General features: G+C 51.9%; 20 protein-coding genes. 17 read left to right on the forward strand and 3 right to left on the reverse strand.

Translation table 11 applies throughout. The features are described from left to right. Positions 1 to 708 precede the first annotated feature (708 nt). Together NNL35_RS07730 and NNL35_RS07735 are read left to right on the forward strand one after the other, a co-directional pair. The gene (locus NNL35_RS07730; RefSeq protein ID WP_254553128.1) at positions 709 to 1,452 is read left to right on the forward strand and encodes an RHS repeat-associated core domain-containing protein; all 744 of its coding nucleotides are present in this window, start codon (positions 709 to 711) and stop codon (positions 1,450 to 1,452) included. A 25-nt stretch (positions 1,453 to 1,477) separates the two neighbouring features. Continuing rightward, positions 1,478 to 2,008, forward strand: coding sequence for a hypothetical protein (locus NNL35_RS07735; RefSeq protein WP_254553130.1), 531 nt, complete (start codon positions 1,478 to 1,480; stop codon positions 2,006 to 2,008). 434 nt (positions 2,009 to 2,442) lie between these two features. Here NNL35_RS07735 and NNL35_RS07740 read toward each other — a convergent pair whose 3' ends face one another. Continuing rightward, positions 2,443 to 2,643 (reverse strand): hypothetical protein, encoded by a 201-nt coding sequence (locus tag NNL35_RS07740; protein ID WP_254553132.1) that lies wholly within the window; start codon positions 2,641 to 2,643, stop codon positions 2,443 to 2,445. Between the two features lie 170 nt (positions 2,644 to 2,813). Then, on the reverse strand, positions 2,814 to 3,521 hold the full coding sequence (gene nfi / locus NNL35_RS07745) for a deoxyribonuclease V (protein WP_254553134.1): 708 nt from the start codon (positions 3,519 to 3,521) through the stop codon (positions 2,814 to 2,816). A 159-nt stretch (positions 3,522 to 3,680) separates the two neighbouring features. Between nfi and NNL35_RS07750 the strand changes: the two genes are divergently transcribed. Further along, on the forward strand, positions 3,681 to 4,088 hold the full coding sequence (locus NNL35_RS07750) for a hypothetical protein (protein WP_254553136.1): 408 nt from the start codon (positions 3,681 to 3,683) through the stop codon (positions 4,086 to 4,088). Positions 4,089 to 4,396: 308 nt separating this feature from the next. Here the strand turns inward: NNL35_RS07750 and NNL35_RS07755 are convergent, their stop codons facing one another. Next, on the reverse strand, positions 4,397 to 5,287 hold the full coding sequence (locus NNL35_RS07755) for a helix-turn-helix domain-containing protein (RefSeq protein ID WP_254553138.1): 891 nt from the start codon (positions 5,285 to 5,287) through the stop codon (positions 4,397 to 4,399). 297 nt (positions 5,288 to 5,584) lie between these two features. Here NNL35_RS07755 and NNL35_RS07760 point away from each other — a divergent pair, with 297 nt between their 5' ends. From NNL35_RS07760 to paaC, 14 genes are all read left to right on the forward strand, one after another. Next, positions 5,585 to 5,725 carry a hypothetical protein gene (locus NNL35_RS07760; protein WP_181454570.1) on the forward strand — a complete coding sequence of 47 codons (141 nt, stop codon included), beginning with the start codon at positions 5,585 to 5,587 and terminating at the stop codon, positions 5,723 to 5,725. A gap of 355 nt (positions 5,726 to 6,080) precedes the next feature. Further along, complete coding sequence (locus NNL35_RS07765; RefSeq protein ID WP_181454571.1) at positions 6,081 to 6,884, forward strand: CPBP family intramembrane glutamic endopeptidase; 804 nt, start codon at positions 6,081 to 6,083, stop codon at positions 6,882 to 6,884. A 35-nt stretch (positions 6,885 to 6,919) separates the two neighbouring features. Further along, positions 6,920 to 9,238, forward strand: coding sequence for an ATP-binding protein (locus NNL35_RS07770; RefSeq protein ID WP_254553140.1), 2,319 nt, complete (start codon positions 6,920 to 6,922; stop codon positions 9,236 to 9,238). Beyond that, complete coding sequence (locus NNL35_RS07775; protein ID WP_254553142.1) at positions 9,238 to 9,873, forward strand: response regulator transcription factor; 636 nt, start codon at positions 9,238 to 9,240, stop codon at positions 9,871 to 9,873. Before NNL35_RS07770 ends, NNL35_RS07775 begins: the two co-directional genes overlap by 1 nt. A 585-nt stretch (positions 9,874 to 10,458) precedes the next feature. Continuing rightward, entirely contained in the window at positions 10,459 to 11,463 is a 1,005-nt protein-coding gene (locus tag NNL35_RS07780) for an ABC transporter substrate-binding protein (protein ID WP_254553144.1), read from the forward strand. A gap of 27 nt (positions 11,464 to 11,490) precedes the next feature. Continuing rightward, positions 11,491 to 12,447 carry an ABC transporter permease gene (locus tag NNL35_RS07785; protein ID WP_254553146.1) on the forward strand — a complete coding sequence of 319 codons (957 nt, stop codon included), beginning with the start codon at positions 11,491 to 11,493 and terminating at the stop codon, positions 12,445 to 12,447. Continuing rightward, positions 12,434 to 13,222: an ABC transporter ATP-binding protein gene (locus NNL35_RS07790; RefSeq protein ID WP_111153974.1), complete on the forward strand. Its 789-nt coding sequence runs from the start codon at positions 12,434 to 12,436 to the stop codon at positions 13,220 to 13,222. Before NNL35_RS07785 ends, NNL35_RS07790 begins: the two co-directional genes overlap by 14 nt. A 105-nt stretch (positions 13,223 to 13,327) precedes the next feature. Next, the gene (gene pdhA, locus NNL35_RS07795; RefSeq protein ID WP_254553977.1) at positions 13,328 to 14,401 is read left to right on the forward strand and encodes a pyruvate dehydrogenase (acetyl-transferring) E1 component subunit alpha; all 1,074 of its coding nucleotides are present in this window, start codon (positions 13,328 to 13,330) and stop codon (positions 14,399 to 14,401) included. Beyond that, positions 14,398 to 15,381 carry an alpha-ketoacid dehydrogenase subunit beta gene (locus tag NNL35_RS07800; RefSeq protein ID WP_254553148.1) on the forward strand — a complete coding sequence of 328 codons (984 nt, stop codon included), beginning with the start codon at positions 14,398 to 14,400 and terminating at the stop codon, positions 15,379 to 15,381. Before pdhA ends, NNL35_RS07800 begins: the two co-directional genes overlap by 4 nt. 22 nt (positions 15,382 to 15,403) lie before the next feature. Further along, complete coding sequence (locus NNL35_RS07805; protein WP_254553150.1) at positions 15,404 to 16,702, forward strand: dihydrolipoamide acetyltransferase family protein; 1,299 nt, start codon at positions 15,404 to 15,406, stop codon at positions 16,700 to 16,702. After that, positions 16,703 to 18,145 carry a dihydrolipoyl dehydrogenase gene (gene lpdA / locus NNL35_RS07810; RefSeq protein WP_254553152.1) on the forward strand — a complete coding sequence of 481 codons (1,443 nt, stop codon included), beginning with the start codon at positions 16,703 to 16,705 and terminating at the stop codon, positions 18,143 to 18,145. Beyond that, complete coding sequence (gene paaA, locus NNL35_RS07815; RefSeq protein WP_254553154.1) at positions 18,138 to 19,121, forward strand: 1,2-phenylacetyl-CoA epoxidase subunit PaaA; 984 nt, start codon at positions 18,138 to 18,140, stop codon at positions 19,119 to 19,121. The genes lpdA and paaA overlap by 8 nt, the downstream gene beginning before the upstream one ends. Beyond that, on the forward strand, positions 19,118 to 19,459 hold the full coding sequence (paaB, locus tag NNL35_RS07820) for a 1,2-phenylacetyl-CoA epoxidase subunit PaaB (RefSeq protein WP_254553156.1): 342 nt from the start codon (positions 19,118 to 19,120) through the stop codon (positions 19,457 to 19,459). Before paaA ends, paaB begins: the two co-directional genes overlap by 4 nt. Position 19,460: 1 nt before the next feature. After that, positions 19,461 to 20,294 (forward strand): 1,2-phenylacetyl-CoA epoxidase subunit PaaC, encoded by an 834-nt coding sequence (gene paaC / locus NNL35_RS07825; protein WP_254553158.1) that lies wholly within the window; start codon positions 19,461 to 19,463, stop codon positions 20,292 to 20,294. The last annotated feature ends 12 nt before the right edge of the window (positions 20,295 to 20,306 follow it).

Genomic DNA, 20,306 nt, shown 5'->3' on the forward strand with positions numbered 1-20,306 from the left:
AGGTTGAAGGGCCCCAAAAGTGAGAAATTAAAAGAAACTTTTGGGGCTATGGACTAAAAAGCGATACGTTCTAGAAGGATTTTGTATTACTGGTTTCTGTATTTGATTCATTTTGGATTCCAAGCAGTTATTATATTGAAAAAATAAATTTGATGGAAGTTATTTTGGAGACCTCCCGAGCGTGAATCCAGACTTTCGTCAGTAGCTTAACAAAATGAAATTGAGGTTGTTATTTATGAGTACTGATGAAGTGGTTCCTCCACGTGAAGTCATAGACGCTGTTATAAATAACACATTTCTACCGATTCTTAAGCAATTGGAAGAGATAATGAGGAGAGGAGTTTTCAGTTAATAGATTTATATGGAGAGCAAAAGTCAAGCGCCTTAACTCAACCAATAAGAATTAGATTTACGCCTACCTTCAATTCCGAACAATTAAAGTTTCAGGTTGAAGCTGTGTTTTCCAAGGATATTTCACCAGAAGGAACAAGATTCTCAGGTTTCTGGACAAAAGGTAAAGTTAATACTGATATTCTCAATGTACCAAAAACTCCTTGGGTAGCCCAGTATAATGTGTGGCAATGGAGAGGGTGGAAGTAGGATTACCCTTGAAAAATATGATTTCGGCTTTCAACGAAAAATGATTTCAAACTTAAAATACCATTAATTGAGGTTTATTCACGTTTTTTTAAGACGGAATAAGCCTTTTTGTATAATAAGCATAGCCAGCACGGCGACGTCGTGCATATCACGAACCGGCTGGGCGGCATCGTCAACAGCTACGAGTACGACGCTTTCGGCCATACCTTGTCCGCCACCGAAGGCATCCCGAACCGCTTCCGCTACGCGGGCGAGCAATTCGACCCTGTCACGCAGCAATATTACCTGCGCGCGCGGTTCTACAACCCGGTCATTGCCCGGTTCACCCAAGAGGACGAGTACCGCGGCGACGGCCTGAACCTGTACGCGTACGTGGGCAACAACCCGATAAGGTATGTGGACCCAAGCGGGTATAGCAGCCAGAATGTTGGTTGCGGTGGTGGCGGTAAGAAGGAAGGGCCTTATGCGGGGACGGGTGAAGCGGATTGGTTAGTTGGGAAAAATGGCAAGGTTAATTGGAAGAGCAGACCTAACTTTGGCCATACTTTTGAAACACATGGTGCTGGCAACAAGAATTTAGAGTCATTGAAAGGACGGGCTAGAACTGTTAATGAACTAGGAAAAATGACAGAACAAGGTCAATGGCTTGATAATCAAAAAGCAGCAGAATTTCTAAATTCGTACGGTAAAGTTGATAAACCAACCATTGTTGATATACCAGAAGGATTAGGACAAGTAATAACACCATCCTGGGATATAATACCATCCACAAAAGCAGTTATTATCCCTAGTTCAAAAACGGGTAAACTAATAACTTCATATCCTGTAAGTGAAGCATTTAAATTGAAGTAGTAATTGGAAAAAGGAGGGGATTTCAATGTTTAGAATGTACTTACGGCACAAAAACAAATTTGATAAAATGACTATTGAAGAAAAAGAATACGATGATGAGCTTGATGATGAAACTAGTATAATATCTGACATTTGTAAATATTTACATCAAACTAAAAATATTGAGTTTATTGTTTCAGGATTTGGAAGTGAGCTTTGGCCAGTAGATTGTACTTTCGACCTTCCATTGATTATTGAAGAATTGCCAGAGATAATTCAAAATCTTAATAAGAATGAATACAACTTCCGCCTAGGTTTTTATGAGCAGGGTTTAATGAGGGAGATAGTCTTTAGAGAGGAAGGTGGAAAGATCCAGTTAGAATGCAAAAGTTTAATACCTGGATGGTTACCATCACCCTCGCACATAGTAATGGAAAAGTTAGACGTGAAAAAAATGATAGAAGAATTGTTTGAAAATTTTATTACTTATAGTAAAAAGGTATGTCCAGAACTACTCAATGAAAAGATTTTTAGAGATTGGGTTCGACTATACAATCTGTCTCATATGTTAAAATAAAGTGATAAATACTTGTGAAACCTCAGAGCGCAAAATTACAATTCACTTAGAATAACAGATTATTGGGTTCACAGGTAAAGTTTAACCTTGCAAAATTTATTAAAGCAGGTCTTAATGGAGATAAATTCTCTGTTGGGACCTGTTATTTTTTTGCCCCCAGGACAAGTGGATAAGTGTTTAAATTCTTATGCTCTATTATATTTTTCAAAGAAAGAAAATGAATTGTGTGTAGAAAAATAAAATTAGATACGTAGGAGTTAGACCTAATATTTGGAGAAAAATTATCGATATAACCTTGATTGGCCTGTTGCCTCTCAAGGTTTCTTTTTTAGTATTCCCCTACTATGGTAAATTTAACTACACAGCTGGAATATGGTGAACGAGTTGGCTGAAGAGTGGAACGCAAAGCCACTTATTTATGAGGTCATGGATTATTAGCCCAAGTGAACGGCCAAGGAGATGCATATTACTACCTGAACAACCAGCACGGCGACGTCGTGCACATCACGAACCGTCTGGGCGGCATCGTCAACAGCTACGAGTACGACGCCTTCGGCCACACCTTGTCTGCCACCGAAGGCATCCCGAACCGCTTCCTCCTCGTGGGCGAGCAATTCGACCCTGTCACGCAGCAATATTACCTGCGCGGTTTGAAATACGGTAGACCTTCTTTTCATAGAACTTGATCAACGTACTAACTTACATGGATCTGTTAATGAGCTATTAACTTCTGGTGATCAGTAAGAAGAAGATGGGTCCTGCCTTTGAGTTTTACAAGAATAAGGGCGGCGCTTACTCCTCTTACTCAAGTCCCGATCTCCTCGGTTATAATATTCTGTTGAATTTGGGACAACACTCGATTAACAAGTTGATCAGCTTGCCGAGTTGTTTCTGGTAAACGATATTTGGGGGAGAGCTTTAATATCCATTCACAGGCTGTTGCTAGGGAAATGCGATGACCGATAGATACGAAAATAGGTTTAATATTTTCCTGAGTCCTTAAAACATTACCAATTATGTCACCGTTATCAATTAATGGTGCTATAGCTCCTCTGTTTTGTTCAAGGGAGTGGAACTCGCCTACTAACCTAGTTTTCCCGCATCCAATTGTAGGAATGTCAAATAGAACTCCCAAATGGCTCGCTAATCCAAATCGTCTGGGATGTGCAATTCCCTGTCCATCACAAACAATCAGTTGGGGAGGAGTTTTTAATTGGTTGAATGCTTTAAGTATCGGGGGCAGTTCTCTAAATGAAAACAATCCAGGAATGTAAGGGAAGTGAGCAGTGTCTACAACCACTACTGACTCAACTATATTTAGTGAAGCGGCATTCAAAATAACAATTGCTGCAATTAATTTGTCATCCTTTTTGCTGTACGCTACGTCCACTCCGGCAACATAATTGATTTCAGCAAAGTGATCTTCCTTTATGACTTTTAAGGATAACTCTTGTTGTAATTTGATTGCGTCCGCTTCCGACAGTTCCCATGTATGTTTTAATATTGGTTCCATTATAGAGTCCCTTCTCCAAAAACATTTGGATTTTTAACGGTTTGTTATTAGATTAAATATCTAACAATTATATAACAAAGTTAGTCTAGGGCCTACCTAAACAACTAAGATGCGGTTGAACTATTAAAATCCTTACCGTTGGAAAATGGAGGCAGAAAAATGATGAATAGCAAATTTGTTGATCCATTCGAGTTGCGAATACGGAAAGCTCTTGACCAAGTACTGCCTGATTCTTATGACAGTATTGAAAATTTCGAAAAATTTCCTCATAAAATTGGACTAAGTGTACTGCAAATTCTTATTGAATATGCTTGCAAAAGCCAGAACATTAATTCCATTTTATTAGCAAGAGATCGAATAAAGAAAATACCTTCGAAATGGTTACTTGAATACTTACCTGAAGCTGCTAAAGATAGTATTTGTAGTGAGGATGAATGGGAGTACCGTAGACTCTTAGAACTAGTAGACGAAGCAGTACCGCAATTATTACAAGTATATATTGAGCAAGGATTATTATCAGATAACGATGAGGTTCAGGAAGCGGCAATGGATTTTAGGAATAAGTAGATAAACCACTTACAAAACGCATGCTAAACTTTTTAAAGTCTGTTCCCATTAGAATGCTGAAGAGGAATGCCTAAATTTGTAGACCGAGTCTCAAACGCTGTGCAATGGAACCGCTAAATTCTGAAAATATCTTGGTCTTCGAGCCGGAAGTGAAAAAAGATAAATGGATGATAATCCTAGAAAAGTGATTAAGCAGGAGTGCCCCCGGCATAAGGAGAATCATGACCGGAAAAAGGACAGAGCCTGCGAGAAGCCAGGCCAAGAAAGGATTCGTGCTATTTTTACCACGCCCGTCCAAGGACTTTAATTTAATATTCAGCAAGCCCAAATTCCTTTATCTTATTTTCAACAAAATCTTTGAAGTTGTATTGTTTTTTGAGCTTGAACAGCATAATGGCTTGTTCGAAATCCGCTAATGCCGAAGTATGCTGATTTAAAAAATAGTGATTTAACCCTCTTTCATAATACAACTCTCCAAAAAGATAGAGAGAATTGTATTTCAAGCATTGTTCGATTCCTTTGCTGCAATAGTGTATACAGTTGTGATAGTCCTGATTTCTTGATAACGAACGTGCGAGCGCGTAGATGTTTTTGATGGGCAATGTCCTGTCTTCGATATAATAATGCCGATGGATATGGCGGTACGTCCAATGTAAAACGCGCAGAGCTTTGCGGTTTTGGCTGGATTCAGACAGCAAGATGCCAATGCTATTAATAATCGTCAATTCCTGTTCTGAACAAAACTTTAAACATTTGCAGGTTTTTCTTAATGCTGTTTTCAGCATCGTTAAGCAGGAACTAAAGTCCTTAGAGGAATAATAATGAGATATAGCTTTCGCCCAGAGGAGGAATTGCTGATCTTCGGGTGCTTCAAAAAGATGGCTTTCTTCTTCCAGTATCTTTAACACTTGTCCGAAATCATTTTCTTGAATAAAGGAGTCGACAATAAATTTAATATTATTTTTGTAGTTGATATTGGAATCGTTATGGATATCAAATAAATATTTGACATTCACTCTTAATTTTTTGGACAGTAAGTATAATATAAAGCCAGATGGAATCTCTCGCCCATTTTCTATGTTGCTGATATGAGGTTGCGTACAAATCCCCTTCGCCAGAGCCTGTTGGCTCAATCCTTGTTTCAAACGCAAGTCCTTAATAATTTTCCCAATTTCAATGGCATTTAACGTATAAACCATATAGTTCCCCCTTTACACAATTTTACACTTGTTTATCTGATGCTGGAGGAAATATGCTTGTCCTGGTCGGGAATTTCAATTCCTCCTTTTTGTATTTTTCGGAATAATCGAGTTGTATTTTAATGGTTTTTCGGTAAGGTTTTTTTACGTTCTTGCCGATTTGGCATGGATTCAGAACGGTTTCACATTATTGGAACAGAATATAACTATCCTTATTTATCGATCGAATTCGAACCATGTTATCGTTAAATTACAGTTAGGATTAACAAATCGCTATGGAAGAAAGGGGAAAAAGAAATGAAGAAGATCGCGAGTGCATTTTTGATTTTCGCCTTATTTTTTGGTTATCAGCAAGCAGCTTCGCCCAACACCGATTCATCACCAACGGCCGTAAAATTGGAATTGCGGAATGACCATCATCTGATTGGAGGGCACTAGGCATGAGGTGCTGAACCTCACGAATTTTACTTCCGCAAACAGACAGCTTCCAAAAGGATTAAACAAAATTCCAAGCTATTTCCGTAACGAACGGTTTTGCAGTTAGGATTTAAAGTGGCTGCCAAAGGCGTAGTTGCTTTAGCAGTGATGAATGACCTGAATACAGGAAAAAGTACACCTCTCTCACGAATAAAGTGGGAGGGGATTTTCATGTTATCGTTACAAACAATTTTGCGGGATCGCGCAAAATATATGCGTGCTAGGCCTCCCGATCCGGTAACGGATACGGATACCTGAATCAAATCGCTGTGTTACGCTCCTTCTGTAATTAACCGACCAAAGGAGCGTAATGGTTATGACGAATCAATGGACCCGAAAGCTTGCCGCTTTTTTTGTACAATCTGATCCCGAATATGATAGCTTTGTTCGCAAGCATGAAGCGAAGAGCGGCAAGCAAATTTTATTCTACCTGTCCTTTGCGGTCTTTCCGGGAGTGTTGGCATATTTACTGATTTATCCGCTGCGCCCCCTGCTTATGGCTGTGACGGGATTATCCAGTCATTATGTGCAGTTTCTTGTCCTGGCGGTTATGGCCAGCGGCTGGCATTTCCTTTTTCCGTTGTTCATGCTACGATTTGCAGATAAGCTGACCTGGAAGGAAGCTCTTTGTTATCTGGGGTTCAGAAGGGAGTCTTTCAAAGGACTGCTGCTGGTCCTGCCGCTAATAACCCTGCTGTTCACCGCCTTATCCCTGCCTTACATGAAGTGGGTATTCCCGTCTTTATCCTCATTCCTGAACTCGATTCCGGCGCTTCATATGGGAGAGTGGCATATTTTTAACCAAGGATACTATGATTTTCCCTGGCCTTTGCTGCTGATTGGAATCATCGGGAATTTCATCGGAGAAGAAGTCTATTTCCGCGGTTATTTACTGAAGAAGATAGGCAGGCTGCGCTTTGATTGGCTGATCCTCAGCATTCTGTTCCAGGTCTATCATATGTGGCAAGCGCCGATGAACTGGGCTTTTATTCCGCTGGCGGTTATCATTCCTTGTGAAATCCTGGTCAAGCTGCGCAAAAACATATATGGAGCAATTCTGTTTCACATATTTATAAATACGATATGGGGGGCTATTACCCTTTATCTGGTCGGGGTGTAATTTGCCCTTATTGACATCATAGGGGAGGATAACTGATGGGCATGCCCCACACGAAGCTTTCGCCGCTCATTGCGGCATTACTTGCCATTTTTCTTGGGTTAGCCGTATTTATTCATCTGGAGACGATTCGTCATCCCTATATCGGTGCCGTGCTTCAGAGGGCAGAAGAAGGATGGAAGGTAACCGAAATAGACCCTTCCGGCAAGGCGGCGACAGGGGATGTGCGCCAGGGAGACCGGGTGCTGACGGTGGACGGCTTACCTGTGGACAAGCAATTTGCCGATAAGTCGAAGGTGTCTCTGGTTAGAGCCGACACGGCAGAGTTCATGCGCGGCGATGGCTCTGTCTATGAAATACAGATCAAAACAGAAAGCAGAGATGTGCTGCAAAGTGTATTCTCCATTGTAGCGGCAGCACTGCTGCAGATCATCGGCTTGCTGGCTTACTATAAAAATTCTGCTTCATCCACGGTTCGCCGATTTTGCTTGCTGAACTACATAATGGCTCTGGTCATTCTGACTGTATATTCTACCGAATTGCTTGTATCGGATTTGATTTTGTCGATCTGCTCGGTCTGGCTCCCTTATTTGCTGCTCTCTTTTTGCGTTTCGTTTGTGCTGCGTGCGGTGCCTGCTCTATGGTCAAAGACCCTCTATTTCTTCCGTCTGGCCTGCATTCTATTTTCTTGTTATACCATTTGGGCAGTAAGCCAGCATGAGATTCCCGGCTGGATTCGAGAAACGGTACATCTCGTTTTTATGATGACGCTGCTGTTTATCTTGCTTATGATCCGGCTATATTGGAATTCGATGGATCGGGTGGAGAAAAACCATGCCCTGGGGCTGGGCGCCGGCCTATGCTTCAGCTTTCTGCCCTATCTGTTCCTGTACGCGATCCCGGATTTACTGTGGAATGGGTACATCCTGGCTCCCGAATACGCGCTGATTGGTCTTGTGCCGCTGTCTGGCGTTTTTCTATATATTCTGGACAAGCGCAGCATGGTGGATATGAACATCTATCTTCCCCGGCTGATGGTTCATATCCTTTATTATGGAGGCGTCTTTCTCCTCATCGCCTTTGCCAATCGAATGGAGCGTCCAGTCTGGACCGGAGTCTTATTCGGAGGCTTTGCTGCGGGGACCATGGTGTACCGGAGAGGGCTTCGCCGGTCAAGACAACAGGCGGAAGGGCGCAGGGAGTGGTTGGAGCAGCAGAAGCTGAAGTTATCCATCCAGATGGCGGAGACCCGCAATATCCAGGATATTCTCAGCCTGATCAGCGACATGCTTCACCGTGTCGTAGATGTGGAAGGAGTCTGTATGGTCTGGCATGACGGGACTCGACTGGTTGTACACGGCACAGGCCGATACAAAGACATGATTGGCAAAGAACAAGACGCCCGCTGGATCGATCGCAGCTTCTGGGAAAGAGGCTTCGATTTCGAATATGTTGCCTCCATTTCCGACTTCGCCGGATTTTCCTGTACAGGATATTTGTGCATAGGTCCCAAGGGCAATTTGTCGCTGTTCTCCGTGGAAGAGAAGAGGCTGATTGACGAGATTGGCAGGGAAGCAGCCCGGCTATTGACCAATGCCAGACTGCTGACCGGATTGCAGAAAGAGCTTCAACATACAAGAGAGCAGCACGCGTGTGATGCTCATCCTGTTCATGATGACATTCGGCAGATGAACCATCTGTTAATGGAGGCCCAGCAAGCTGAGCGGGTTCGCCTCTCCTATTATCTGCATGATCGGCTGTTGCAGAATCTGATTTTCCTATCGAGAGATCTGGAGGAGATGGCGAATCAGGGACGAGCTGATAACCGGCAGATCGCGTCCTGGCTAAAGTGCCTCTATGAATCGCAGCAGGATATCCGGGCGCTGTGTGATGAGTTGTATCCGCATATTGTAGATAAAGCCGGGCTGGAGGAGTCCTTGCGCTGGTTGCTGCGGACGGCCGGAGAGAAGGGGGGATTGCGTGTATCGCTTCATTACGATTGGCCGGGAGAAGCGCCGGACCCCTTGCTCAAGTCCAATCTTTTCCGAATGATCCGTGAGCTTGTCCATAATGTGCTGAAGCATGCCGAAGCCACGGAGCTTGATGTTCGCGTCAAGCGGGTAGAGGATGAGGGAATATATTGCACGGTAAGCGATGACGGCAAGGGGTTCGATGCAGGTGCTTTTCTGGAACACATCGGATCCCGGGAAGGCGCGCATCTTGGACTTATCTCGGTCAACAGCCAGATCGGTTATCTTGGCGGAGAGATGGAGCTTCATTCCACACCGGGAGAGGGGACAAGGATTACACTGCGGCTGCGGTCTCCAGCCTCATGTGAAATAGGAGGGAACGCATAATGGCATCCGAAATCAAGGTTGTATTGCTTGATGATCATCCCCTTGTGATAGATGCATTAAAACATCGCCTGGAGCAGGAAGCAGATATTCGCGTAACGGGGACGTTTGCCGATCCGCGGCTCTTGGTGGAGCAAATCCGCCGGAATAAGCCGGATGTGCTGGTGATGGATATTTCCATGCCGCATATGGACGGCTTTCAGCTGGCAGTTCTGTTGAAGAAGGAATATGGTTCTGCTCTTAAAATCATCATGCTGTCTGGCTATACCTATGAAGAATTCTATCTGAAGGCCTATGAGATTGGCGTGAACGCCTATTTGTCCAAGCAGGCTTCTTACGTCCAAATTATTAATGCGATTAGGCAGAGCCTGGCAGGTCATATGCTGGTTCCTGAACGTCTGTTCATGGCTTATGGGCAGGATAAGCTGACGCCCACGGAGCGTGAGGTACTGATCAGAATTTCACGGGAGATGAGCAATAAGGAGATTGCCAGAGAACTCGGCATCAGCCAGCGGACAGTGGAATACCATCTAACCTCCATTCTTCAGAAAATGGGGGTCAAATCGCGAGTGGGGGCGGTTGCCAAAGGATATGAGCTGGGGATTATTGGAGCTGCCGGTTCAAATCATCAACCATAGAACGAAAATAGTTGTCAAGTTAGCGAAAGGCGGATTCTGGGCTACCGTGCTAAGGTGAATCGAATGGATGACTCCAACTTGATTGGCTCTGTGCCTTTCAAGTTTTTTGTATTATGACGTATGCTATAACATAAATCACACTTTATATTTTTAAATGTGTCTAAATATTGACACTCATTATGACGGCATGATATTATAACGTTAAAATAACGCACCATCGAAAAAACGTATTATAATTTGCGATGAACCCCATGAAGAACCTCGATATCCGGTTGCAGCTCCAGCACGAGACTGCGCATCTATGTCATTCATACACGTACACGTTGACGTAACACTCCGCATCTAAGCTACCAGGCAGCAGCGCTTAGCTTCTAGGGCAAGCGCACTCACATTATCCTTCCATGCGAACGCAGCACACAGACCTGCACGAACGAACTTTCCATGAAGCATCAGAGGAACACATTTCATGTCTCGATGACCGCAAGAGAGCTTTACACTCAGACAACTCGCCAATACGCTTTTTATCTATTTCTTATATTGAAAGCGCAAACAATTACAATCCTTATTGTAAAGGAGCGAGATTGGATGAAACAGTTTTTTTCGATTGTTATGGTTTGTTCGCTGCTGCTGCTGGCGGCATGCGGGAACTCGAGCGAACCGAAGGACACGGGCAAGAATGACGACGGCAAAAAGATGGTCAAGATCGGCATTGCGCAGTACGCGAATCATCCTTCGCTGGATGGGGCGAGAGAAGGCTTTTTGCAGGCGTTGAAGGATGCCGGGTACGAGGAAAATGTCAATTTGCAAGTGGATTTCCACAATGCGCAGGGTGACATGAACAACAACCTCACGATAGCCCAAAAGCTGGTCGGCGACAAAAACGACCTGATCCTGGCGATCGCCACGCCGACCGCGCAGGCGGTTGCGAAGGCGACGAAAGACATCCCCGTTCTATTCACGGCCGTAACGGATCCGGTCACATCGAAGCTGGTCGACAGTCTTGAGAAGCCGGGAGGCAATGTGACAGGCACGCGCGACACGAATCCGGACGCGATCAAGAAGACGATGGAGACGATCAAGAAATTTTTCCCCGAGGCCCGCAAGATAGGCGTCATTTACAATTCCGGCGAGCAGAACTCCGTCGTCAACATCGCTAACGTCAAGCAGGTGCTGCAAGACGGCGGACTGGAGACGGTCGAGGCCACCGTCACGAACAGCTCCGAGGTGAAGCAGGCCGCCGACTCGCTGGTAGGGCGCGCGGATATTATCTATCTTACGTCGGATAATACGGTCATCTCGGCGCTCAGCTCGGTCGTGTCGGTCGCGAATGACAAGGACATTCCACTGTTCTGCGAGAGCAGTGAATCGGTCGGAGAAGGCGCATTCGCATCGATCGGATTCCAGTACTACGATTTGGGCTACACGACAGGCAAGATGGCGGTGGAGGTGCTGAAGGGCGCATCGCCGGCAGACATCCCCGTCCAGTTCTCCGAGAAGCTCGATCTGATGATTAATCCGAAGGCGGCGGAGGCGCAAGGAATCACATTGACGGAAGAGATGACACAAGGCGCAATCCTGATTGAGAAATAAGTCGTTCCAAATTAGGAGGATGCTATCGTGCTATATGCGCTGACGGGCTCGTTGGAAGCAGGGGTCATTTACGCGTTGATGGCCCTGGGCGTTTACTTAACGTTTCGGATTCTCGACTTTCCCGATTTGACCGTCGATGGCAGCTTTGCCACCGGCGGAGCCGTGGCGGCGGTCATGATTACGTCCGGCTATTCCCCGCTGCTCGCCACATTGGGCGCGCTGCTGGCGGGATGCGTGGCAGGAACCGTAACCGGCCTGCTGCATACGAAAGGGAAAATCAATACGCTGCTATCCGGCATTATTTCGATGATTGCATTGTATTCGATCAATTTGCGGATTATGGGCAAGGCGAATACGCCGCTGTTGGGGGAGAACACCTTGTTCACGCAGCTTGTCTCCTTCTTGTCCAGCCTGCAGCCGCTTGCGATTTTGGCGGCCGTAGGAATATTCGTCCTCCTCATCAAATGGGCTATGGACTGGTTCCTGGATACGGAGATCGGATTGGCGATTCGCGCCACCGGCGACAATTCGAAAATGATCCGCAGCCTCTCCGCGAACACCGACAATATGAAAATTATCGGGCTGAGCCTGTCCAACGGATTGGTAGCGCTATCCGGCGCGCTTATCGCCCAATATCAAGAATTTGCGGATGTCTCGATGGGGATCGGAATTATCATCATCGGCTTGGCCTCCGTCATTATGGGGGAAGCCGTCTTCGGCCATGCTTCCATCCGGCGGGCGACCTTCGCCGTAATCGGAGGAGCTATCGTCTATCGCCTCATTATTATGCTCGCTATCCGCATCGGGTTGGATCCGAATGACCTGAAGCTGCTGACCGCCGCGATGGTGGTCGCCGCCCTCGTCATGTCGCGGGTTCTCGCTACATGGAAAGACAGGCGGGTGAAGTCCTCCCAGGAAGATGTTCCGCATGTGTCCATCGACATCGACCAGGGAGCAAGGGGGGAGAGCCATGCTGAAACTTGAGGGGATTCGGAAAGTGTTCAACCGCAGGACGGCGAGCGAGAAGATCGCTTTGCGAAATACGAATCTGACGCTTCGCGAGGGCGATTTCGTAACGATTATCGGTTCCAATGGAGCGGGCAAGTCCACGCTGATGAATATTATCTCGGGCGGGATGGCGCCGGATAGCGGTACCATCGAGATCGACGGAGAGAACGTGACCGGCCTCTCCGAGTTCGAGCGCTCGCGCAAGATTGGACGCGTATTCCAGGACCCGATGGCCGGAACGGCGCCGACGATGACGATCGAGGAGAATCTCGCAGTCGCCTTCTCGCGCGACAAAAGACGCACCCTGCACCGGGGCGTGAACAAGAAGCGGAAGGAGCTGTTCCGGGAGAGCCTGGCGTCGCTGCATCTCGGGCTCGAGAACCGGCTGTCGGCCAAGGCCGGACTGCTGTCAGGCGGCGAGCGGCAGGCGCTCAGCCTGCTGATGGCGACCTTCACGCAGCCGAAGGTGCTGCTTCTGGATGAGCATACGGCCGCACTTGATCCGGCGCGGGCGCAGTTGATTACGGCGCTGACGAAGGAAGTCGTCGAGCGTTCCAACTTCACGACGCTGATGGTGACGCACAATATGCAGCAAGCCATCGAGCTCGGCAACCGCCTGATTATGATGGACGCCGGGGAGATTATTTTGGATGTGCGGGAAGAGGAGAAGAAGCATCTGACGATCGAGGTGTTGTTGAAAAAATTTGCCCAGCTGAAAGGAGTGGCGGATGACCGCTTGCTGTTGGGATAGATGAACGAGAAGGGGAAGGGAGCGGTAATGATGATTCAAAGTCAGGGGCATCCGTCTGCCCCGCCAATTGCAGAGCAGGCAGGAGCGGGGACGCGGCATGAAGACATGCGCGGGCTGTTTGAGCCTTATCAGGTGCTGGCGCCGGACGGGGAGCTTCGCCACCCTGTCGAGGGGGCCATTGACGAGGATCTGATGATACAAATGTACGAGAACATGGTGCTGGCACGAATGTTCGATCGGAAGGCGGTCAACCTGCAAAGGCAGGGCCGAATGGGCACGTACGCCCCTTATGAAGGCCAGGAAGCTTCGCAGGTCGGGAGTGCGCTGGCGCTGTCCCCCAATGATTGGTTGTTCCCCAGCTATCGCGATCACGCTGCCGCGATCACGCATGGGCAGGCGCTTAGCCGCGTCCTTCTCTATTGGATGGGGCATATGGAAGGCTCCATCAGTCCGGAAGGCCGCCATATTCTGCCGCCGTGCGTGCCGATAGCCACGCATTTGACGCATGCCGTAGGCACGGCTTGGGCCGCCAAGCTGAAGGGGGAGAAGCAGGCGAGCATCGTGTACTTCGGCGAAGGGGCAACCTCGGAAGGAGATTTCCACGAGGCTCTGAATTTTGCCGGGGTGTACCAGACGGCCACCGTCTTCTTCTGTCAAAATAACGGCTACGCGATTAGCGTCCCGTTCCATGCGCAGTCCGCTTCCCGGACGATCGCCCAGCGCGCGGCCGCCTACGACATGCCGGGGGTCCGGGTAGACGGCAACGATGTGCTCGCCGTATGGCTGACCGTGCGCGAGGCGATTGAGCGCGGCTTGAACGGCGGCGGACCGACGCTTATCGAGGCGGTTACGTTCCGTTACGGGCCGCATACGACCAGCGACGATCCGCGCAAATACCGCGACCAGGCCCGGCTCTCCGCCGAATGGAGGGAGCAGCGCGATCCGATAGAGCGCATGAAGCGGCATCTCGTGAAGCGGGGAGCGTGGAGCGAGGAGCATGAGACGCGTCTGGCGGAGAGGTTCAGCGGCCTGATCGAAGCCGCGGTCGCGGAGGCGGAGAGCTATCCGAAGTCCCGGCCGGAAGATATGTTCATGCACGTAAGCGCTGACATGCCGTGGTCTGTAGCCGAGCAGCGGGAACAGAGCGGTCTGTGTGCGGAAAGGCAGGGTGAAGCATGAGCCGGAGCTTAACGATATTGCAAGCGATTCATGAAGCGCTCGATCAGAAGCTGGCGGACGATCGGCGTGTCATGCTGACGGGCGAAGACATCGGCGTCAACGGCGGCGTGTTCCGGGCGACCGAGGGGCTGTTCGACAAGTACGGCAGGGAGCGGGTCGTCGATACGCCGCTGGCCGAAGCCGGCCTTATTGGCTCGGCTATCGGGCTGGCGCTGAACGGCTTCGTTCCGGTCGTCGAAATTCAATTTCTGGCCTTCATTTATCCCGGCTTCGAGCAGCTCATCACCCATGCGGCCCGCATGCGGTATCGGACGCGGGGACAGTACAACGTCCCTCTCGTTATCCGCACGCCATACGGAGCGGGAATCCGCGGGCCGGAGCTTCATTCGGAGAGCGTGGAAGCATTCTTCGTCCATACGCCCGGCCTCAAGGTGGTCGTGCCGAGCAATCCTTATGATGCCAAAGGCCTCCTCATTAGCGCCATCGAAGATCCCGATCCGGTTGTTTTTCTGGAACCGGCCCGGATCTACCGTGCCTTCAAGGCGGAAGTGCCGGAGGAGATGTACCGCATTCCGTTAGGGAAGGCGAATATCGTCCGGGAAGGTACAGACGTGACGCTGATATCGTGGGGGGCGATGATGCGGGTGGCGCTTGAAGCGGCCCGGCAGCTGGAGCAGGAGAAGGGCTGGTCCTGCGAAGTCATCGATCTCCGCTCACTGTATCCGCTCGATCGGGACGCGATTGCGGCATCCGTGAAGAAGACGGGCCGGGCGCTGATTGTTCATGAGGCGCAAAAGACGGCCGGCGTCGGCGCGGAAATTGTCTCGCTGATCAATGACGAAGCGCTGATGTATTTGCGGGCTCCGATTCAGCGGATTACCGGCTTCGATGTGCCGGTTCCGCAGTTCTCGCTCGAGGACCTCTATGTTCCGACGGTCGAGCGGGTGAGAGCGGGAATCGCCACTGCAATTCAGTTCTGACCGTTCAGGAGGGGGAACGCAAATGATAGAGTTCAAGCTTCCCGACGTGGGAGAAGGCATTCACGAAGGGGAGATCGGGAAATGGCTGATTAAGGAGGGAGAGCGGGTTGCCTGCGATCAGCCGATCGTCGAGGTGCTGACGGACAAAGTGAACGCCGAGCTGACCGCTCCGGCCGGCGGCGTGGTGCGCAAGCTGATGTTCGCCGAGGGGGACGCTGTCCGGGTAGGCGAGGTGTTGTTCCTTCTTGAAGCGGAGGGGCGTGTCCCTATGGAGGCAGTGGGGAAAGCGGAGCAGGCAGCCTCTGCAGTTGCTGCCGCTCCTGCGCCTCCGCTCGCAGTGTCCGTGCCTCCTGACGCTCCGGCGTCCCCGTCAGGCCGAGTGCGCGCGGCCCCCTATGTTCGCCAGCTTGCGCGGCAATTGAATGTCGACATCGAACAGGTGAAGGGGGGCGGAGCCGACGGCCGCATTACCGAAGAGGATGTGCGGCGCTATGCGGCGGCAGGCACGGCGAAGGAAGCGGAAGGGGCTGACATGCCGCGGACGGATGCGGTTCAGCCTGCGCGGGAGCGGACGGAGACCGCTGCCCGGCTGGAGGTTGCCGTACCGTCTTCCGCTTGCGCCGAGGAACGGATTCCGCTGCGGGGCGTGCGCCTGAAGATCGCCGAACGGCTAGTCAAGGCGGCGACCATCATCCCGCATGTCACGCAGGTGGATGAACTGGAGGCCGATGCGCTGCAGGCGCTGCGGGAACGTCTCCAGCCGTTGGCGGCCGAACGGCAGGTGAAGTTGACGTACTTGCCGTTTTTTATCAAGGCGATCGTCATCGCGCTCAAGGAATTTCCGGCCTTCAACGCGTCGCTCGACGACGAGAGCAAGGAGATCGTCTTGAAGCGCTATTATCATATCGGGATTGCGACCGATACGCCGGACGGCCTGATCGTTCCGGTCATCCGGCACGCTGACCGGAAGACGGTCTTCGAGCTGGCGGAAGAGATCGGACGGCTGTCGGAGCGGGCCCGCGCAGGGAAGCTGGCACTGGAGCAGATTACCGGCGGCACCTTCACGATCAGCAACGTCGGGCCGATCGGCAGTCTGCTCGCGACGCCGATTATCAACCATCCGGAGGCGGCCATTATGGCGCTGCACAAGATGGAGCCGCGCATGGTCGTCCGCAACGGGGAAGGCGTCATCCGTCTCATGATGAATATGGCGCTCTCCTTCGATCACCGGATTATCGACGGAGCGGAAGCGATTCGGTTCACGAACCGGATCAAGCGGCTGCTGGAGCAGCCTGACTTACTATGGGCGGAGATGGTATAGATGGTTGTCGGCGAGATTGCAGTAGAAACGGAAGTTGTTGTCATTGGCGGCGGTCCGGGCGGGTATTCGGCTGCCATCCGCCTGGGCCAGTTGGGGAAATCGGTTGTTCTGGTGGAAAAAGAAGAGCTGGGCGGCGTCTGTCTTCATTCGGGCTGTATTCCGTCCAAAGCGTTGATTCATGCGGCCGGCCTATATGACGATGCCAAGTCGGCCTCCAAGCTGGGGCTGCGGCTGGACCCGGGGGCGCTTGCCTTCGATATGTCCGTATGGCAGCTGTGGAAATCCGGCATCGTCGGCAAGCTGCGAAGCGGCGTGGCGCAGCTCTGCGCCGCCAACGGGGTTACGGTCGTCAAGGGGAGCGCCGTCTTCCTGTCCGCCGACCGCGTCGGGGTGGAGACGGAATCCGGCTTCGAGACCTACAAGTTCCGGCAGGCGATCATCGCGTCGGGATCGCGGCCGCATCTCCCGGCATTCGCAGCAGTTGGCGGTCCACGCATCCTCACTTCGGCGGAGGCGCTGGAGTCGGAGACTCTGCCGGAGCGTCTAGCCATTATCGGGAGCGGCTATATCGGCATCGAATTGGGCATGGCCTTCGCCAAGCTCGGATGCCGCGTGACGCTTATCGAGCGGGAGGAGCGCATCATCCCGCTTGTAGACGGCAGCCTCGCTGCGGAAGTGAAGCGGCGCGCCAGCAAGCTGGGGATGGTCATCAAGACGGGTACGGAAGTGCGTGCGGTGGCTGAGCATGACGACCATGTCGAGCTGCGCCTCGAATCGCAGCGTCATGGGGAGGAGAACGTCCTCTGCGACAAGGTGCTGGTGACGACCGGGCGTGTGCCGAACACGGAGGGGCTCGGCCTAAGCCAGGCGGGGGTGCAGGTGGATGAGCGGGGCTATGTTCCGGTCGATGCGGAGTGCCGGACGAATGTGCGCCACATCTTCGCCATTGGGGATATTACGCCGGGGCCCGCTCTTGCCCACCGCGCCGCGAAGCAGGGCACGGTCGCCGCAGAGGTTATCGGCGGACTGTCTAGCGCCTTCGATTCGCCCTATGTGCCGTATGTCATTTTCTCCGATCCGCAGATTGCGGGCGTGGGGCTGACGCGGGCGGAAGCCGAGCGGCAGGGCATGAAGGTGAGGACCGGCCGCTTCCCGTTCCGGGCCAACGGATACGCGCTGGCGGCCGGGAAGACAGACGGCTTCGCGGAAGTGGTCGTTGAAGCGGATTCCCACCTGCTGCTGGGCATGCACGCGGCAGGCGCGGATGCCGGCAGCTTGATCGGCCAAGGCGCGCTCGCCCTCGAATTGGCGGCGAGAGCGGAAGACGTGGCCATGACGGTGCACCCGCACCCGACGCTCAGCGAAGGCTGGCTGGAGGCGGCAGCTGCCGCCTTGGGGCATGCCATACACATTGTGAACGAGAGGAGGCTGGAAGATGAGTAATCGGACGGACCCGGATAGAGCGCTGGACGACGAGCGTCTGGCGCAATTCCTGAACCGGATTGACCGGGGCGACAAGATTGAAGCGGACGATTGGATGCCAGACGATTACCGCAACCAGTTAATCAAGCTGATATCGATGCACGGCGTGAGTGAAATTATGGGGGCGCTGCCCGAGAAGGAATGGGTGCCGAAGGCGCCGACGCTGCGCCGGAAGCTGGCGATCATGGCCAAGGTGCAGGATGAGATGGGGCACGGACAGCTGCTGCTGCGCGTTGCCGAGGATCTGATGGCGCCGCTCGGCCAGACCCGTGAGGATCTGCTGCGCAATCTGTTCTCGGGGAAGCTGAAGTTCCACAACGTCTTCCATATGGAGGCGCCCACATGGGCGGATGCCGGCGTCATCGCCTGGCTCGTCGACGGCGCGGCGATCATTACCCAGACGATGTCGCTGGAGACATCCTACGCGCCGTATGCCCGCGCGCTCCAACGGATCTGCGCGGAAGAGAAATTCCATGCCCAGCATGGGGAGAGCATCGTGCTGGAGCTGGCCGAAGGGACGCCGGCGCAGCGCCGGATGCTGCAGGAGGCCGTGAACCGCTGGTGGCCTTCCTTGCTGATGTTCTTCGGTCCGCCGGAAGGCGGCACCGTGTCCAGCAATCAGCAGTTGAACATGCGCTACAAGATTCGCACGCAGACGAACGAGGAGCTGCGGCAGGCCTTTTTTCATAAATATGTGAACCGGATTTTTCATCTTGGCTTGACGCTTCCGGACGACACGATCCGTTATGACGAAGCGGAGGGCGTCTGGCATTACCGGCAGCCCGACTGGGACCGCTTCGTGCAGATTGTGCGCGGGAACGGGCCTTGCTCAGCACAGCGGCTCCGGCTGCGGAAGACATCCTACGAAGAGGCGAAATGGGTGCGCGACGCGATGCTGGCGCCCCGCATATCCTATGCGGCAGGAGGAGCGATATGAGCAGCGAACGGAATGAGCAGTTTGCCGTCTACGAGGTGTTCAGCCAGAAGAGCCCGTCTGCCGGCTTCGTGCACCAGTTCAGCTTGCTGGCGCCCAACCCGGAAGCTGCGCTCCTGATGGCGCGGGAGAACTTCATGCGTCGCGAGCCCTGCATCAATATCTGGGTCGTGAACCGCGACGATATCCATGGATTGCCGCCGGAGGAACGGGCGAGCCTCGAACGGCTGGACAACAAAAGCTACCGCGAGACGAAGGGTTACGGCGATGTGCAATCGAGGTGGCGCCGCCACAAGGAAGCGTACGAGAGCAAGGCGGATATCGTACAGAAGGAGGGCTGACATGGCAGAGCTTATTGGCGCAGAGACGGCGGAAGAGGCCAAGCGCAGCCCGGAGTATGCGCGGGCCTTGAAGGAATTGCTGCTGCAGGTTGCAGACGATGACTATATTTTGGCTTACCGGGGATCGGAATGGCTGGGGCTGGCCCCTCACATCGAGGAAGATGTCGCCTTCTCGTCGATGGCGCAGGACATGATGGGGCATGCGGCGATGCTTTACGGGATGCTGGAGGAGCTGGGGGCCGGCAAGGCGGATGATCTGGCGCATTTGCGCAGTCCGGAGGCGTTCCGCAATGCCATTCTGGTCGAGCGTCCGAACGGACCCGGCGAGTATGCGGATGAGCCGCATTATGACTGGTCCTATGCGATTGCCCGCTGCTGCCTGTATGGCCTGTTCAAGGACATCCGGCTGGAAGCGTTGCGCCGGTCTTCGTATGTGCCGCTGGCGCAGACAGCAAGCAAAATGCAGCGCGAGCATCACTATCATATACGGTATTGGCGCTCATGGTTCACGCGGCTGGCAGACAGCACGGACGAAGCGCGCTTGCGCTTGAACGCGGCCGTGGCTCAGGTGTGGAGCGATGTCGGCAGCCTGTTCCCGCTTGGCAGCGAGGAGGAGGCGATCGTCCGCTTCGGGCTGAGCATAGGCGGGGACGAATTGGCCTGGCGCTGGAAGACGGCGGCGCAGAGCTTGTTCGAAGCAAGCGGGCTCGCATGGCCGGGGGACTGGGCCATTCCGGTCAGGAATGGGCGCGATGGGCAGCATACCGACGATCTGGCGCAAGCCGTCGCCACCTTGTCGGAGGTGTACCGGATTGACCCGGCGGCTGGCTGGTAAAGGGGGAGGTTC

Origin of the sequence: Paenibacillus dendritiformis (assembly GCF_945605565.1) — a bacterium.
Taxonomy (GTDB): domain Bacteria; phylum Bacillota; class Bacilli; order Paenibacillales; family Paenibacillaceae; genus Paenibacillus_B; species Paenibacillus_B dendritiformis_A.